General features: G+C 45.6%; 10 protein-coding genes. All 10 read right to left on the bottom strand.

Annotation, left to right across the window (positions count from 1 at the left end; genetic code table 11):
- Positions 1-44: 44 nt before the first annotated feature.
- Positions 45-1,454 carry an ABC transporter substrate-binding protein gene (locus J2Z66_RS22175; protein ID WP_209974476.1) on the bottom strand — a complete coding sequence of 470 codons (1,410 nt, stop codon included), beginning with the start codon at positions 1,452-1,454 and terminating at the stop codon, positions 45-47.
- Positions 1,455-1,567: 113 nt separating this feature from the next.
- Positions 1,568-4,396 carry a sensor histidine kinase gene (locus J2Z66_RS22170; RefSeq protein WP_209974474.1) on the bottom strand — a complete coding sequence of 943 codons (2,829 nt, stop codon included), beginning with the start codon at positions 4,394-4,396 and terminating at the stop codon, positions 1,568-1,570.
- Positions 4,393-5,754 (bottom strand): response regulator transcription factor, encoded by a 1,362-nt coding sequence (locus J2Z66_RS22165; protein ID WP_209974472.1) that lies wholly within the window; start codon positions 5,752-5,754, stop codon positions 4,393-4,395. The genes J2Z66_RS22170 and J2Z66_RS22165 overlap by 4 nt, the downstream gene beginning before the upstream one ends.
- Positions 5,755-5,797: 43 nt before the next feature.
- The gene (locus J2Z66_RS22160) at positions 5,798-7,309 is read right to left on the bottom strand and encodes a sialate O-acetylesterase (RefSeq protein WP_209974470.1); all 1,512 of its coding nucleotides are present in this window, start codon (positions 7,307-7,309) and stop codon (positions 5,798-5,800) included.
- Between the two features lie 1,163 nt (positions 7,310-8,472).
- A complete protein-coding gene (locus J2Z66_RS22155) occupies positions 8,473-9,351 on the bottom strand; it encodes a carbohydrate ABC transporter permease (RefSeq protein WP_209974468.1) in 879 nt (292 codons plus the stop codon).
- 17 nt (positions 9,352-9,368) lie between these two features.
- A complete protein-coding gene (locus J2Z66_RS22150; RefSeq protein ID WP_209974466.1) occupies positions 9,369-10,265 on the bottom strand; it encodes an ABC transporter permease in 897 nt (298 codons plus the stop codon).
- An 88-nt stretch (positions 10,266-10,353) separates the two neighbouring features.
- Positions 10,354-12,045 (bottom strand): extracellular solute-binding protein, encoded by a 1,692-nt coding sequence (locus tag J2Z66_RS22145; RefSeq protein ID WP_209974464.1) that lies wholly within the window; start codon positions 12,043-12,045, stop codon positions 10,354-10,356.
- Positions 12,046-12,143: 98 nt separating this feature from the next.
- A complete protein-coding gene (locus J2Z66_RS22140) occupies positions 12,144-13,835 on the bottom strand; it encodes a response regulator transcription factor (protein ID WP_209974461.1) in 1,692 nt (563 codons plus the stop codon).
- The gene (locus J2Z66_RS22135) at positions 13,828-15,555 is read right to left on the bottom strand and encodes a sensor histidine kinase (RefSeq protein WP_209974459.1); all 1,728 of its coding nucleotides are present in this window, start codon (positions 15,553-15,555) and stop codon (positions 13,828-13,830) included. Before J2Z66_RS22135 ends, J2Z66_RS22140 begins: the two co-directional genes overlap by 8 nt.
- 144 nt (positions 15,556-15,699) lie before the next feature.
- Positions 15,700-17,721, bottom strand: coding sequence for a hypothetical protein (locus J2Z66_RS22130; protein ID WP_209974458.1), 2,022 nt, complete (start codon positions 17,719-17,721; stop codon positions 15,700-15,702).
- Positions 17,722-17,756 lie beyond the last annotated feature (35 nt).

Below are 17,756 nucleotides of genomic sequence, written 5' to 3'. Positions count from 1 at the left end.
ATGAAAGAGGAAGTGAGTTTTCATCACTTCCTCCTCTACATGATTTAGTTTGCACCAACAATATCTTTATTCTCTTGAATTTGAATTTTGGCTTCCTTGCTAATCTTCTCAATAGCTCCATCCAGCGTATCCTTGCCAAAATATACCGGAGTCAGATACTTATCAAAAATAGTCCCCATGGCAGTTGCAGAAATATAGGGGTTGTACGGTAATGTCGAAAGATTGTTCAGATCGTCGTTGATGACATCATACGTTTGTTTATCAAAGCTTGTATCCTTCGGAATCAGTGCAATCTTCGATTTAAAACCAGGTAAACCCCAACCGCCTTTAGCGCGTTCATCTGCCGGCTTGCCGCCATAGAACCATTCAAATACAGTCCAGGCCTCTTTCGGGTGCTTGGTTTTGCTATAAATAATTCCGCCGGTTCCGCTGCGGGTTGCTTCTACACGTACACCGCCGTCCATTTTTGGTGAAGGCAGCATCATGAAATCATCAATATGGCTTTTGGTAAGCTCATTGCTGCGCAGCATGCCGCTGAACCAGTATCCGACGATCATCATGCCCAGTTTATTTTGCGAAAAAAGATCAACAAAACTTAAAGCTTCGGAATGTAACGAGCTGGGTCCAACCGGCTGCTTGACAGCATCCACCCAATATTGCAGAACCTTCTTCGCTTCCGGCGTGTTCAATTTAATCTCGCTGTTATCATCGCTGTATAATTTCTGGCCCAACGAAGCTAGTTGCGCAAGCAAGAGATCCTGATTTACCGCTACGCCACCGCCTAATGGATCATATAAACCCCATTGTGTTACACTGTCTCCATCTTTTTTCGTTAGCTTTTGAGCGTATTCCATGACCTTCTCCCAGGTTAAAGACTCTTTATCACTGGGGATTGGGATACCGGCTTCTTCAAACAGCTTTTTATTGATAAAAAGGTTAAAGTCTGGAGCCCAGTCTTTCGGAAACCCATATATATCTCCTTGGCCCGGAACCTTTCCGTCCCATCTGTAAATATTGGTTGCATCCAGAAGATCATCTTTCTTAAATAAACTGCTGGCATCAAAATAAGGCTGCAAATTCAGTGCCAATCCTCTGCTGGCGTAGAAGGGAAATTCACTTGCCCCAAAAAGTCTGAAAATATCTGGAGTAATCTCGGAATTAGCCGCGATCTGTCCCATCAATTTATTAAAGTCGGTATCCACCCGTTCTATCTTAATATTGGTATGCTCCGCCTCAAACTCCTGAATCTGTTCCTTTGTTATTTCACCTTCGGCCAAATGAATCCGAATCGTCACCTTTTCCGTACTGTTAGGCGCAGCTGTTGCCTCTCCTTGAGTCTCTGTGGCTTTATCCGTAGCAGCCGGAGATTGCGATCCATTGCTGCTGCAGCCTACTAGTAGCAAAGAAAAGGATAAAAGTATCGCTACGAATTGAAACAACTTATTTTTGGGCACCGTATTTCCCCCTGTGAATTCGAGTTTTTGATTGCGGCCGCAATTCATATTCTTAATTTAACAGTGAACTTGCTTGACCTCAATGACAGAAAATACAGAATCCATATCGTTTTTTACACATCTTGCGGAATCCTTAATTGAATCGTTGTACCTTCGAAGGTTTCACTTTGGATTGTCATCGTGCCGCGACCGTTATAAATCAATTGCAAGCGAAAAAAAACGTTGTTTAAGCCTAATCCACCTTTGCTTTCCCCATTTGAGCGGCCTGAACGCTGGGAATTGCCCAGCTGCCATTGATCTAGTATAGAAATCAAGCGCCCCTCCTCAATCCCCACTCCGTTATCTGCTATAGTTATGCTCAGCATTTCCTGGTCAACAAAGGCTTTAATCCATATTTTCCCTTCACGGATTGAGCTGAGTATGCCATGAGAAATTGCATTCTCCACGAGCGGCTGTAGAGCGAATTTAATCACTTTGCATTGCAGTGCCTCCTCGGATACGTCCCATTCCACTGTAAATTTATCCTTGAATCTAAACTCCTGAATCGCAATATAATTTCGTGTATGCTCAATTTCATCGGAGAGATCAACAAAATTACTATCATGGCTAATGCTGTAACGGAATAAGTCCGCTAAAGCATATACCATAAAACCGACTTCCTCTTCTCCCGCTCTCTTCGCTCTCATTCCTATGCTTTGCAGCGTATTGTAAAGAAAATGCGGGTTGATTTGCAGCTGCAGCATTTTTAATTCTGCTTGTGTCTTTAAAGATAACAGCTCCTGCTGCTTCATTTGATTCAAGCTATTTTCCTGGGCAATTTGAATATTTTCAACCATCAGCTGATTGATCTGTGCCATCATCCGATTATAGCTGTCAATAAGGTCACTGATTTCGTCCCGATCCTTATAAACAATCCGTTTATCCATCTTCACTTCCACGATTTGCTGCTCCATAGCCAGCTTCAAGTGCTCTAGTGAACGAATAAGCCATTTCGTAAGTCCGTAAGCAAATATCATCGCGATTACAATGGTTGAGAAAATAACAATTAAATAACTGAGAGACAGCTTTTTTTGCTCTGTAAGTAAGCTCTCCATAGATTCTAAAAGAAAGGTATTCCAGTTCATCCCCTCGATGGTGTGGACATTGGCAATCCCCTCGACTCCATTTATTACTGCGTATTGGAGCGGATTCCCCTCATGCGCCAGCACTTCTTCTCTGGTTTGCATGACTTCCTTGAACGCCTTTTTCGTTGGCTCATTCTGAAAGAGCACGTTTCCGGCTGCGTTCAACGCTAATAAATAATCATTTTTATCAGGCAGCACGGCTTGAAACGCCGATTGATTCAGGACAATCTGAATATATCCGATTGGTTTGGGAGTTGGCCCCGCCGCGTCAAAAATTTGCTTAATTAAAGAAACCGTCGGTTGATTATAGAGATCCTTCATATTCGTGGACCAAACAATCGTGTTGGATGAATCAATTTCTTTTCTGATATTCGTGTCCAAAGAAAAATAATTCAAAAAATCGGAGTTTTGATTGGAATAGGTTTGCGTACCCAGCAGGTTATATAACACAAAATACGACACATCACTAATTCCAGAATATTGGAGGAAGGAAATGTCCGGCTCTTGTTTCATATTTAAATTATTGAAATTTTGATAAATAAGCAGGCTGACAAAGGTAGGATTAAGCGTTAGCTTGCTAATTAGATCCTCATAGATTATCGCTTGCCGGTGAACATTCTTATTGACTTGCTGTGCGAATTGCTCTGCATAAGGCTTCATCTGCTGCTTGGAATAGGCATTAATAAACTGATAATAAGCAAACGCGGAAGAAACAGCAGGGATACACACGGATAAGGAAAATAAAATAATGAGTTTCTTTCTTAGAGATAAGGTAGGAATCCCCCCTTTGCTGACCTTCTCCTTATCCAGAAATTGCAGGGGGAACAGGAGATGCTGCTTGTTCATGCGATGCGAGATTTTTCGAAATGGCAAAATCAGATAGTGGGAATAAATGAAAGTAATGAGAAAAGTGACAACTAAAATGATCATAAAAAACAGCATATATTTAATTAAAAAGGCTTGTTTATTGGCCATGCTTTCCATTTTTCGCTGTGAAAACATCTCCAACTTTAAGCCCGAGGAATTGATTGTTTTCATTTGACTGATCATTTTTGTACCTTTCAGCGGAGGCGTCTGATCAATCAGCTTCTGATTGTTATCCATTAACGCGAAGGAAGTGAACGAATCACTTTCTACTAAATGGGAAAGCAGGTCTTTTTTCATTACTAGGATAACCATAAAAGATTTAGGATTGCCGTCAATAACGCCTCCATTAAGGACGACACGTCCTTCTAAATCCTGAGCCAGCTGCTTAACGGCAGTTTTTTGCTCAGGAAGCATAGACGCTGAGAACTTAAGACGATCCGTTAGCTCCCCGGCTGCAAAAACAGTGGGATGGTTGCGATAATATTGCAAAATGGGCAGCAATTGGGCTGAAGCGAGATCAGAGATATTAGGTGTGTATTCCTCAGACATATCATTCTGGCCCTGATGGATCACAATATTTTTTTGAAACGAATAGTTGCCAAGAATATAGACCTTATCGATTAAATTATCGGAAAACCGGATTTGCTTCAGCAGCAAATTAACCTCTTCCGTCTTCTGCTTTGCAATAGCGGGATCCTCCAAGGCTAGAAAGGAGCGTACGTATTCAGAAAGCTCATTGGATTGCAAATAGTTCAGCATGGAATTGATATGGCTTAAATACGTTGTAATATTGTAACTGGCGGAATCCAGCATTTTCAAACGAGAGCTTGCTTCAATATCTTCATCCACTCTTCCAGCATTGAGAATCCCCATTCCCACCATTAGAATCTGAGCACATAAAGACAAGCCTACCGCCGCTACAATAATCCGTTTGCGGTGCGTCCACTTCAATGGATTTCCTCCCCATTGACTCCCTGCATAGACCGGAATTCCTGTGGAGTTTGTCCCGTATGCTTGCGAAACCGGTCGATGAAATACGCCGTAGTGGAATACCCCACCATCTCGGATATTTCATACACCTTATAATTGGAATGCTGGAGGTGTTTCATGGCCATCTGCATGCGGCAGTCTGTTAAATAGTGAATGTAATTTTTCCCTGTTGCTTTCCTGAATAATGAGCTTAAATAATTGGGATTGAAGTGGATATGCTCCGCGACGTCCTGCAGCGTGATGGACCTTTCGAAATTTTGATCAATGTAACGTTTCGCTTCTTCAATAATGCCTTGTGGGGAGCCTTCTTTTACTGGATTCGCAATCTCTGTCGTGTTAGTATCCTGCAAAACAGATAGAGTAGAATTAGAAATGCTGGACTCGGTTATGCAGATTTGTTTATTTTTATTTAGATCCAAAGCTTGGGCAATCGATAAGCAGGATTCATATATATGCGTAGCCCGATCAACAACTGGCCCCACTCCTAAAGATACCGTAGATAACAATAAACCCCGAAAACGCTGCAGATTATTGGTGATGCTTGACGTTTTCTCCATGAACAGGGAAGCATCAGAATTCTCAGCTTGAAGAAGCTCAGGATTCGTGCATAATAAATAACATTTGCCTGTGTTCTCATCGATCCAATGATACCCGTGTCCCTGATCGTCCCAAACCTCAGACAATACGTTCCCAAGCGCAAACATAATTAAATCCCATTCCCGGTGTGAATAATACTGACTTTGCTCTTCTTTTCGATCCAGCCGAATCATAGAAATGGCGTAATGGCTGCTTTCCAGAATCATTTCCCCCTCGGAGCACCCTTCCTCTATCTCGTCTTGGGTTATGCTCTGAAAAAGCAGCTTTTGCATAAAACGCTTGCGGAGAAATTGGGTGGAGAGCTTAGCTTTTCGCTCCAAGGCCGTGTTCCTGATTTCAATCATCTTTTTAACATTCAATTCTTCAATAATTTTCCCAAAAGCCTCTTTAATATCTTTATCATTAGCCGGCTTCAATAAATAATCAGAAATGCCAAATTGAATCCCCTGCTTAGCATAGGAAAAATCACTATACCCTGTCAAAATCACAATTTTAATATAAGGAAACTCCTGCCTGACCTTCTGAATCAATTCAAAACCGTCCATAAAGGGCATACGAATATCTGTCAAGAGGATGTCTACCGGCCCCGCCAGCACCTTTTGAAAAGCCGCCAATCCATTATCACAGCTTCCTGCTACTTGAATATTCATGCTGGCCCAATCATAGTCCTCCAAGCCTTGGCGGATTTCGTATTCATCATCAACAATCAAAATGTTATACATGGCAATCACCTCTACAAAGATATCTGAACACATGTTGACAACGTTAAGTACGAACCCGCTTTGTACGGAACGGCCCTGCTGGCAGACCAAAGCTGTTAACCAAGTTGGCTTCCGTGTAATTAGCCCAGCCATATCGAACAGCAGAAGGCTGCTGCACCTGCTCACTCCAAACTTCAACTTCATTGCCTTTACAAATAGCTTGAGCGGGTACATATACGTTTGAATCATCTGTGATTTCAAAGCCGGTTAGTGGAAAATCTCCTGCTGAAAGTCCTTCCCCGCTATGGTCGAAGCTTAGTATGGCTTTGCCATCAGCTATCTTCAAAGAATGAAATACGGGACCAGAGCTTTCCACAGACTGTCCATAAACTTGCTCTAGCGCTAATAAAGCCAGGCGTTCACCTACAGGCTTCTTATTAATCGGATGGATATCTTCCCGTTCACCGCAATCTATGGCTACAACCATCCCCGTGTTGGCTACCCGTTCGGTTACAATTAATTGTGATTCACGCAGCAAGGGCCACTCCTCCCCAAGCTCATTGCCGTTACACCCGAATGCCGGAAGCTGGACGAATAGAAACGGCAGCTTCGGTTGATTCCAGAGCGCTCGCCAATGGCCGATCAATGCTTCCATGAGCTTATCATAGAGAAGTGATCGATGAGTATCTCCCTCGCCCTGGTAATAGAGGAAACCCTTTAATCCAAACGGGACTACTTTGAGCAGCATGGTACCGTATACACCATACGGTCGTAAAAAGTAGCTAGGACTTATAGGGATTGGCCAAGGATAATCACCAAGCTCTTTACCCCGCAGTCCCGCTGCATGTTTACGATTAAACTCGGCAAGTGCTACATTATGTTCAGCCTCTTCAATTGCAAACGCTGCAGGGTCAAAGTTCTTGATTATTTCTATAAATTCATCTGCATAGATCCGCAGCTCAGAATCGTCAGTTAAAACATGCTCTGGCACCCAGCAGGATGCGGAGGTGCCACCCCAGTTGCAGCCAATGATTCCGATCGGCACGCCCTGTTCGATGATGATTTGTCTTGCGAAGTAAAAAGCAACAGCTGAGAATGCCCCGGCATGTTCCGGCGTGCAAACCTTCCATGAAGAGCTATGTGCTGCACCATGTGCTGTATCATGCGCTGCACCATCCGCTGCACGATCCTCATACGCAACCTTCGGCACATCATAATAACGAAGATTGGGGAGATGTATATGCTCAATTTCAGCTGGCCCGCCTTGTGCTTCGGATAACGGCCATTCCATATTCGATTGCCCGCCAGCTAGCCAAACATCACCAAACAGCACGTCCCGAATGACGATCGAATGCCCTTCACTCTCGATGATAAGCTCGAAAGGACCTCCTGCTTCTATCGATGGAAGCGCTATCATCCAAGAGCCGTTCTCCACTCTAGTCTCCACTTGCTCACCGCGGCACCTAACTCTAACGACTGCACCGTCAGCCCCTTCCCCCCACACAGGGACCTCCACCCCTCTCTGCAGCACCATATGATCTGTAAACATAGCATTTACACTTAAACCTTTACTCATGATTGATACCTCCCATTCTTTGTCACTATGATAATCTACCCGTCTGCAATATGCAACAAGCGTGTTCATAATGTTGGTGGTTCGGGGAGGGAATGGCTGTGGGATCCAGCCGCTGTTAAAGATTTGTTCCCTTGAATGGTATCGATGAGGGGGTAGGAACAAATCTTTAAAGGCGGACGCTACCGCTCTTCCACCCACAGCCATTCCCTCTTCTCAGCTACAATCGTGCGATTGGCACTAACACCAAGTTCATACCATGCTCAAACAGAGTTCAAACGAAGCTCAAACAAATCTTAAACCAGACTCAAACAAAGCTCCAACCAGCTCAACTCAAACCAAGCTCAAACCAAGCTCAAACCAGGCTCAAACCAGGCTCATACCAGGCTCATACCAGGCTCATACCAGGCTCATACCAGGCTCAAACCAGGCTCATACCAGGCTCATACCAGGCTCATACCAGGCTCAAACCAGGCTCAAACAAAGCTCGAACAAATCTTAAACCAGACTCATACCAGGCTCAAACCAGACTTAAACAAAGCTCCTACAAAGCTCGAACGGAATACCAGCAAGGGTTTTCTCTTGATTGGAGGGGATTTCCCCGCTGGCCTAGCCGCTGGACTGAAGAACGGTCCCGCCAGCGTGGACTATGGAGAGAACCTGCTACTTTAACGATGAAAAACATCGTTAAGTGGCGCACACAGCACACACGCTCTCACATTTCGGCGGAAGGCGAACTGCTTCGGGGTATTCTCTCCCCTAAAACTTAAACTTACTTGTAGTTCAGTTAGAAAGGAGTTCTTCTCTTTGATGTTAAAAAAAACCTGCACATCAATCTGCAGGTTTTACATGGTTTTACACGGTTTTATAGAGTTTTACACAATTTACTACGGGATAATTGCATATCAATATATCAATATATCAGTTTTATCAACGATTAGCGTGTAGAATTCTGGAACCCTCGGATCCAGGGGATGCCATGTACTACGACATTTCCCATGAATACGTTCATTCCAGTCAGCTCCCATCAAGCGCGCCAGTATATTCCAATTGTTTCTTACGGACAGACGCATGCCGACTCATTTTTTTTCTTCGCCCATCCGCCCATCCACCCATCCACCGCTTCTTTTGCGTCTTTCTATGCTTCTATCCCTCACAAAGCAAACTCAACCCTTAACGCTTCCCAGCACGATTCCTTTCACGAAAAATCGCTGCAAGAAGGGATACACGATAATAATGGGCAGCATCCCTAGAAACAACTGGGCTGTCTTTACGGTTCGCGAGGAAACATTGAGCAGTTCGTTAAGATTGGCCACTTTGCTCATGTCCGGCTTCGTCACGATCGATTGCAAATACGTCTGCAACGGATAGTGATCGGTTTTATTCATATAGATCAAGCCGTCGAACCAAGAGTTCCAATGGTTAACCATCGTGAACAAGGCAATGGTAGCGAGCGAAGGCATCGAAAGGGGCAAATACACGCGAAACAGAATGACCCAATGGCCTGCGCCATCCACGAATGCCGATTCCTCCAGTTCTTTCGGCAAGTTGCGAAAAAAGTTAAGCATAAGCGTGATCAGAAATACGTTCACTGCCGACGGCAGCACAAGCGCCCAAAGCGAATCGATCAGCCCATAGCTTTTGATGGCGATAAACGTCGGAATGAGCCCTCCGCTGAAAAGCATCGTCACGACAAGAAACCATACATAAAATGTTCTCATGCGGAATTTTTGCGATTCTTTAGAAAGTGGATAAGCCGTAATAACCGTGAAGAACAGTCCGATACTCGTCCCCAGCACAACCCGCTGCACCGAAATCCATAGCGCACTTATAAATTTAGGCTCGCGCAAAATATAAGCGTAGGCGTCAAGATTAAAGCCGACAGGCCATAACGTAACTAAACCGGCGCCAGCTTTACCAGGATTGCTTAAAGAAAAAGCCAGCACGTGAACGAACGGCAGCAAACACAGTATCCCCAGCATGATCAAAATCAAGTGAATGACAACATAAGTTATTCTAACGGATAAGTTTTTTGACTTTACCATGACGTGATCACCCTCAATCAGAAAATACGATAATTGGCATAACGGTAAGCGAGCCCGTAAGACGTCGCTATCAGAATCATGCCGATCAACGATTTGAACAAGCTAACGGCTGTCGAGACGCCGTATTGTGCTTCCACGAACCCGACCCGATACAACAGTGTATCGATGATGTCTCCGGACTCATAGACGGACGGACTATATAAAATGAAAACCTGCTCGAATCCAGCATTGAGCACGTTGCTTAAACTCAGAACCGATAGCAGAACGATGATCGGCACCATGCCCGGAATCGTCACGTGCAAAGTTTGTTTCCAGCGGTTCGCTCCATCGATGTACGCGGCTTCGTACAAGGTGGGATCGATTGACGTAAGGGCAGCCAAGTAGACGATTGTCGCGAATCCGAATTCCTTCCACACGTCAGACAAGACGAGGGTAAAGGGAAACCAATCATTATTGCCGAGGAAAAACACGGGCTCAAGCCCGAACCAAAGAATGACCCTGTTGACGATCCCGCCATCGATGGAAAGAATATCGATCAAGATACCGCCCAAAATAACCCATGACAGAAAGTGCGGAAGATAGATCATCGTCTGGATCGATCTTGCGAAATATTTGCTTCTGGCTTCGTTCAACAACAAAGCGACCACCACCGGCACGAAGATTCCGGCAATGATTTTCATAACCGCGATGAAGATCGTGTTATAAATAACTTGGGTGAAATCGGGCATATTCAGCATAAAAGTGAAATTGTCCCAGCCTACCCATTTTGAATTGAAAAATCCCCGATTCGGAATAAACTTCTGGAATGCAATTACGATGCCTGTCATCGGAACGTAGGCAAACATAATCGTAAAAACAAGGGCCGGAATCATCATGATATGAAGCGGCAAGTTCATCGCGTATTTTTTCTTCATCCTGTCAGCAACCTCCTCACCTGCAAAAACCCATTACTAAGGAAGGGGTTGTCTTAAGGACCAACCCCCGAGCTCTTGCTTCAACTCTTTATTCGTTAACTTCCTGCGTAATCTTCTCTCCGCCTTGTTTGTTCCAATCCTGCACGAACTTGTCGAACTCGCTGATTCCTGCTTCTCCCATGACAATCTTCGTGATCATGACTTCTTCCATTTTCGTAAGTGTCGCCCATTTCTCCGCCATCGTCGGTGTGGATGACGCCGTTAGTCCGGTTCCGACCGTCAAATTGTTTTTATAGTAATGGCTTAAAATTTCCCCGCCGCTGTTCGGCGTTCCCACCGTCGTATGGTAGATCCAACCCGTGGCGATTTCCGGGTCTTTCGTATTCAGTTTATCCTTTTTATACTTGTAAATTCCCCTAAGATATCCGAACTCGTTGGCCGTCATCGTTTTATCGTCCGGCTCCAGATTGGCCTCGATCGAGGCTCTCACGTTATTGCTCTCTACAACGGCTCCCATAACGGAATCGAATGTAACTACCGCGTATGGATAATATGCTATACCTGTTTCTTGGTTGGTGGAATATTCAAGCTTCGGATTCGTATACCAGTGCTCCTGCCAGAAATTAGCCAGCTTCACGACGACTTCAGGATGCTTGAATCCTTTTTTGACGACCCAGAATGTGTTGGCCGTCGGTCCCAGAAAAGCTTTCGCGGGTGTTTCATCCGCAGATGGCAGCGGATAAGCGCTTAATACAGCATCCGGATTGTTGACGATAAAGTCTCTTAAGTACCATCCCATCGCGAAGTTACCATAGAACAAGCCTAGCTTCCCGGCAATAATGGACTCCTGCATTTTGGCATCATCTTTAACAGCAAACTCTTTGTCAATCAATCCTGCCTTGTACAATTCCGCAAGCTTCAGCAGCGGCGCCCTCATTTCAGGCTGTACGCTGCCATAAACCGTCTTGCCGTCAGCGTCTTTATACCATTGACCCGGATAGGCATGATAACTGTTGAACAATCCGAATACGTGCTGCCCCTTCATTAAATCCTTGCTGAGCCCTAAGCCGTAAGTGCCTTTATCGCCGCCGAGATTGTTTTCCTTGAAGGCTGTTGCGATTTTAACGACTTCATCCACGGTTTTAGGCGGCTGCAGCCCCAGCTTATCGAGCCAGTCCTGGCGAACCCATATCATGGAGGAAGTACCGTAACCGGGAGTCGTATGAGGAATCCCGTACATTTTGCCGTCAATCGTCGCAGCGTTAATCGCAAAGCCTCCGTCTTCCGTCATTACCTTTTTCGTTTCCGGACTAACGTATTTGGCGAATACGTCAGTCAAGTCCTCAATCATATCGGCTTCGACGAGTGTCTTCAGCTGACTGCCGGTAACCTGGATCAAATCCGGAATGCTGCCGGAAGAAATCGAGACGTTCACCTTGCTGTCGTACTGATCCCAATTCACGACCCATTCATTGATAATCTTTACGCCAAGTTCGCTTTCGTAAAAGTCTGAAACAAGGTTTTTATCGATATCTTGTCCAGGCTCGAACTTTAATCCGTCCCCGGTTCTGCCGATTCTGACTTCAATGGCCGGATCGAATTTCGTAAGCGGTCCATCCGCCGAAGCCGTTTCTCCAGAAGGTGAAGTTGAGCTTGCGGGTTTGGGTGATGGCTCGCTTGATGCTGGTGCGTTATTTCCGTTGCTGCTGCATGCTGTCAATAAAATAAGGATCGTCGCCAGTAACCCAGTCATGACTCGTTTGCCCATTCGTTTGTTCAATTAAAGCCCCCCTATGAATTGTGTTACACACCGGTGTGTTAATTTAATAATAAAGGAGAAGGCAACTGCCAACAATAGTAATGTCTTGATGTCACCCGTCATTTATTGTCATTACCGGCCGAGCTTCCCCCTGGGGCAATCCCGAGATTTTGCTTATACTCCTGAGGTGTTATGCCGATGTTCTTTTTGAAAAATTTGGTAAAATAAGGGGCGTTGTAGAAGCCAAGCTCAAGCGCGACATCCTGGATTTTTTTGCCCTCGACGAGCAGCAGTTCCTTGGCCCGCATCAATCGCAGCTGCTTCATTCGTTCGGTGAGACATATACCTTTCTCCGAATGATACAGGCGGGACAGATAGGAAGTACTGAGATGAAACGTCTTGGCGAGATGGCTTAGCGAAATGTATTCGGACGAAAAGGACTCGATGATATAGGCGTCGATCTCGTCGACGATTTCTTTCTTTTGGCTCCTATTCTCGCCCTGTGCAAGGGAGAACAAATGATCAGTCAGCCGCAGAAAGTAGGCCTCCATATCGGACCATTGCGGAAACAGACTGTAATTGGACAAATACTGCATCTCCAGATCTCCGTCAATGAACGGCGAGATTTTACGGTTATTGATGTAAGACAGGAACATTCCTGAAAGATGAACGTAAATTTCCAATTGCAATGAATATTCCAAAAAAACAGTCCCTTGCATCGAACGAAAAAAGTCGGAGAGCTCTTTCTGAAAGGTGGCTAGATTGCCTGATTCAATCAAATTGAGCAGCTGATTCATGCTCCTCTTGATATCGATATACGATTGTTCCCTGCCTTCATAGTTCGGCTTCATATTGTCAATTTGCTCTATGAAGATGATTTCCTCTTCAAGTCCGATCCCGCTTTGCAGCCATGCGCACATTTCCTTGAACGTACGCGCGATTGACAGCCAGCCGATATTGGGCTTGGATAACAATAAGGAGATAGGCAGCTTAAGATATTGCCGTATCGATTGCTGTATTTTGTCAAGAACTTCGCCAATATACCAGTGCAGTGTATTCAAATCCTGATATTCGCGGTTATCGCCATCGCTCTCCGCTACTTGAATCAGCCAAACCATGTATCCTTTCTCGATGAAGGGGACAATCCTGCAAGCACTGTTCAAATACTCATTCATGATATTGTTAATTGCGTAGTGCATCAACAGCTTCTCCTTCAGCGAGTAGCCCTGCGGCCAACGATCGGTCCTCCCCACGACAACAATGACGTCCTGATCGCAACGAACCGGTATTTGCAGCATCTCAACCGATTCGGCGATCATCTTCTGGGTGAGCAGGTCGCCCGAGAACAAATTTTCCGAGAAGTCCTTATGCAGTAATGACTGCGCCTTCTGAAGCTGGTTTTCAGCTTTGGCCATGAGATCCTGCATTTGCATATTCGTCTCGATTTCCGTGATGACCCGACTTATCGTCTCGACAATGACCTCCTCGTCAATCGGCTTTAACAAATAATCGAACACGTTTTGTTGAAGGGCTGGCTGCAAATATTCATAATCGGAATACCCCGACAAAATAATGATTTTGCAGCGTTCCCATTGCTTGCGAACGAGTCCAACCAGTTCCAGACCGGACATGACCGGCATGCGAACATCTGTCATCAGAATATCGATGCGGTTGCTTCTCATGATTTCAATGCCCTCAATGGCTGAAGATGCTTTCCAAATGATAAGATCATGCTCCTCCATTCTCATGAGCGTATTGTAGAGTGCTTCCAGAATGATAGGCTCGTCGTCGATTACAAGTACGTTATTCATCTTTTTCTCCCGCTTCCAAATAAATTAGCAAAGCAACCGTCAATCCACCGTCAACGTTAGTTTGCAGCTTGATACCGCTCCTGTCACCGTAACGCAGCCGCAAGCGGCGATGCACGTTCCACAGCGCGTGGTCTTCCCATTCATGGGGAATGATGCTCGCTTCCTGCCACTTCTTGAGCTTATCCGGGGGCATCCCTTTGCCGTTGTCTTCGATTTCGATGATTAAGCTCATCTGACTGGCATTAACGCGTACGCAAAGCCGTCCACCCTGACGAACATCCTCCAAACCGTGCATAATCGCATTTTCCAAAAAAGGCTGGATGATCAGACGGGGTACCTCCCACATCGCAATTTCGCCTGTTTCTTGAAATTCGAACCGTATTCGGCTGCCGAATCTGACTTCCTGTATGGAACTGTAAACTTTCGCGTGCTGCACTTCCTTCTCGAGCGGGATGAGATCGGCTTTATTCTGCGTAACGAATTTGAAGTAATCGCCCAAATGCCTGGACATCGAGGTTACCCCCTCGTAATCCTCCTCTTTGGCCATCACCGCGACGGTGTACAAACTGTTATACATAAAATGCGGATTAACCTGCGATTGCAAATGCTTGAGTTCCGATCTTTGACTATGAATTTTTTGCTCGTAAATTTGTTGAATGAGTATTTTAAGCTGGCTAGTCATCCGATTGAATTGCTGGAACAAATAATAAAACTCATCTTTGTTCGTATGAGCGAGATTCGTATCGAATTGGCCTATCTCCACCTTTTTGAACGCCCGCATCATCTTCAGGAGCGGCTTATGAATGAAGCGATACAGCAGGAAAGAAGCAATAACGAACAAGACGGCGGAAATGACGGACAGCACCATCAGCCAGCCCTTGAAGGAATGAACGGGAAGCAGAATTTGATCCTCTTCGACGACGGTTACAAGCGACCAATCAGGAAAGTCGAACGCTTTAGTAAAACGGAGATAGTTTTTATCGTCCATTTGAAAAGCAGTCCCCTCCTGTTCCGAGCTTTGCAGATTGAACCGCATGATTTCATCCGTTACGCCGACGGCCGGAATGATCGAAGGTTTGTTCATTTCATTGCTCCAGATGAAAACCGTGCCGTTTCCGGTTGAATTCAGGCTGCCCAGATCGACGCTGAGTTTGGATATCGATAGCTCAACGACCATTAAGTAATTGATCTTGGTTATGTGGGGAACTCCCAGCACGAAAAAAATCCGCTGATCAATCGATGTTAATCCCGAAGCTGACGCCTTATTGGTAAGAAAACGGTCAAATTCATCCTGATTGATATCCTTCATGCCAGAGAGCGAGGATATTCGCCGTTCTATGCTCGGAATAATAACGAAAGCTTCCTTGATGTATCTGCTCGATTCCGAAAGCGTATGCAATTTGGACTGCAGATCGTTAATCGCTTTCGCTCTTTCATAATCCCTCAGCGTATCCGGTCGGATGCTGAGGCTTTGCAGATCCGGATCATCCGACAGATCCTTCTGCAGTTTGGCTATGCGCTCCAATTCCGAGTCCGTCGCGGATACGAAATAATCCGATTTCTGTTCCATCAACATTAGAATTTGCTCTCTAATAATGTTAACGCCCGACTTGCTCATTAAAGAGACGATAATGTAGATCGGAATGAGTACAATGAGGAAAACTGTGAACAGCTTCAGTAAAATCCCATATCTGAATGGGAAAAATGTCGATAGTTTCATGGATCCGTCCCCTTTTTTCCATCATCTCTCTAATCCCTATCATAACATATCGCCAGAAGGGGCAGCCAAATAAGTACATTTGGCTTGCCCCTAAATTTACGCGTAGCAATTACGCTGTTTTATGGAATTAAGTGACCGAACCTATCAGGGATAAGCCGTTGCCATTAATACCCCTGCATCGCTTACCGTTATTTTATAGCTCGTATTATTGGGAGATTTCAGAATAAGCCCTTCTCCGGCAACGTTAAGCGCTGCATTCATTTGATTAATAAGCGATGCATGCTGAGCGGTATCGCCTTCCACGGTAAATCCTAGTCCTGTAACCAGTATGGACCCGCCGCTTCCTACAATTTGAAAATAGGCACTTACGGCCGAAGCCGGAGCAGTAACCGATTTTGCGACTCGTCTCCACTCTGTGGTCGAAAGATCGGCAAGCACCATCAGATCTTCTCCCGCAACATTGTTTGCCGCATCGACCCATACGACGGATACTTTCTGCTCCGAAGTCCCCGCCGTGTATTTCGCCCAGCCGCTGAATACGAGCGAAGCGCCTCCGAGCACCGGAAATCTGGAAGAATAGATGTAGGAGATGCCTGAAGTTACCTTCAGCTCGATGCACGAGCGGAAGCCCGCTGGCACGTCGGCCGTATTTTTGCGGAAATAGACGGTGCCCGTTCCCGTATACACATACATATTCCAGTCCGACTTCTGATTCGTATTCGTTGCGGCGGACATATTCTCCCCTGTCGTATCCACGCTTGCGGCAATATTCAGATTGCGGTCCTGATCATTAATGTTCGATTCGTAGGTGACTCCAGATACGACTTTCGTAAAGCGCGTGTTTTGCAAATATACATTTTCCCTGCGCGCGCTCGTCACTTTATTGGCGGTCCATTCGCTGAAATAGGACTTGTCGATATTCACGCGAAACTTTGGCGCTGCCGCCAAGCCGTTTATAATATAGGCCGCAGAATCGAACCCGGCGGCCCGCTTTGCATAAAAAACGTTAAGATTCAATCTGCCCTCAGCCCCGGGAGCGATTTCAAACAAATTGTTAGTGATACCGCCCTGATATCCCGCGTCGTCTTGCGTTATTGTGGCATTGCCATCGATATATCCCCATGTGCTCGCAACCTCGATCGAGCAGTTGTTGAGGGTAAAGTTATTGCCTTTAAAGCCGTAACCTTCCGTGCTGGCTACTTTGAGAATTTCGCATGCATCGATAGACAACGAGCTCTCCTTCGCATAGAAGCAATAAGCATTCGCCGCTGAATAGGGACTGGAGGGGACACTGTCCCATTCGATAGGCGAACAGTCGAACAGCCCGCCTATGATTTTCAGTACCCCGTTCGGCTGATTGAGGATGAGACAGTTCTGCACGGCCCGGAAGTGAATGCCGAAAATAAAATTCTCGCTCTGCGGAACGTCAAGCGGATTCGGATCGTCCAGGTATGCACCGTACTGGATGCCTACCAGGCAGCGGTTCACCTGCAGCCCATAAACTTTAATATGCTCTGCAGGCCTCCCCACGCCTATCGATACCCAATGAATGCCGCATTTGTAAGGTTTAAAGCCGGCGCCAACCCTGATGTTGTAGAGATTCAAATACAAGCCGGAAATCGCCAGCACGCAATCTCTCATCGCTTCCGTATCCGTACTTTCGGATATTCCGAAAAGCCAATACCCGTTAAAATCGATATTTTGATCGCTACCCGTCATTTTGACGGATTTAACATTGTAATTCCTTGTGAAAATGACAGGCCTTCCCGAGTCAAAAGCAGCTTGTACACAGTCGGTATCATCAAAGTCCGTTCCAACTTTGTAATAATCAGGCGAAACGGCGCGCTTGCCGAACTCCGTATCGATCATTTCAAAGTTGCCATTTACATCGAGACTATCCAAAGGATCCGTTTGCTTCAGCTTCAAATTCGGCGTTAAGGTCGTCGTGGAGGGACCCGTAACTGTACTACCCTTCATTAAATCCTTTACCTTTGTGCGGTTCTCGGCCGGATCGGCGTAGGCTTTTGAAATAGCTCCGTTAACCAGCCCTGACGATGCAAGCGCAACGCCAGCCATCCCCAAAGAAGCGAGCAGCTTTCTTCTGCTAATCATGCTTTTCTCTTGTTCCGGGCTTTGCAGGTTTTCCAATTCCTTATCGTCTAACATCGTGCATTCCTCCTGTTATTTTGAGATGGGATTTG

Source organism: Paenibacillus eucommiae (assembly GCF_017874215.1).
GTDB classification, from domain to species: Bacteria; Bacillota; Bacilli; order Paenibacillales; family NBRC-103111; genus Paenibacillus_AI; species Paenibacillus_AI eucommiae.
The sequence above is the reverse complement of the archived record's forward strand: the minus strand, read 5'-3'. Positions and strand labels throughout refer to the sequence as shown.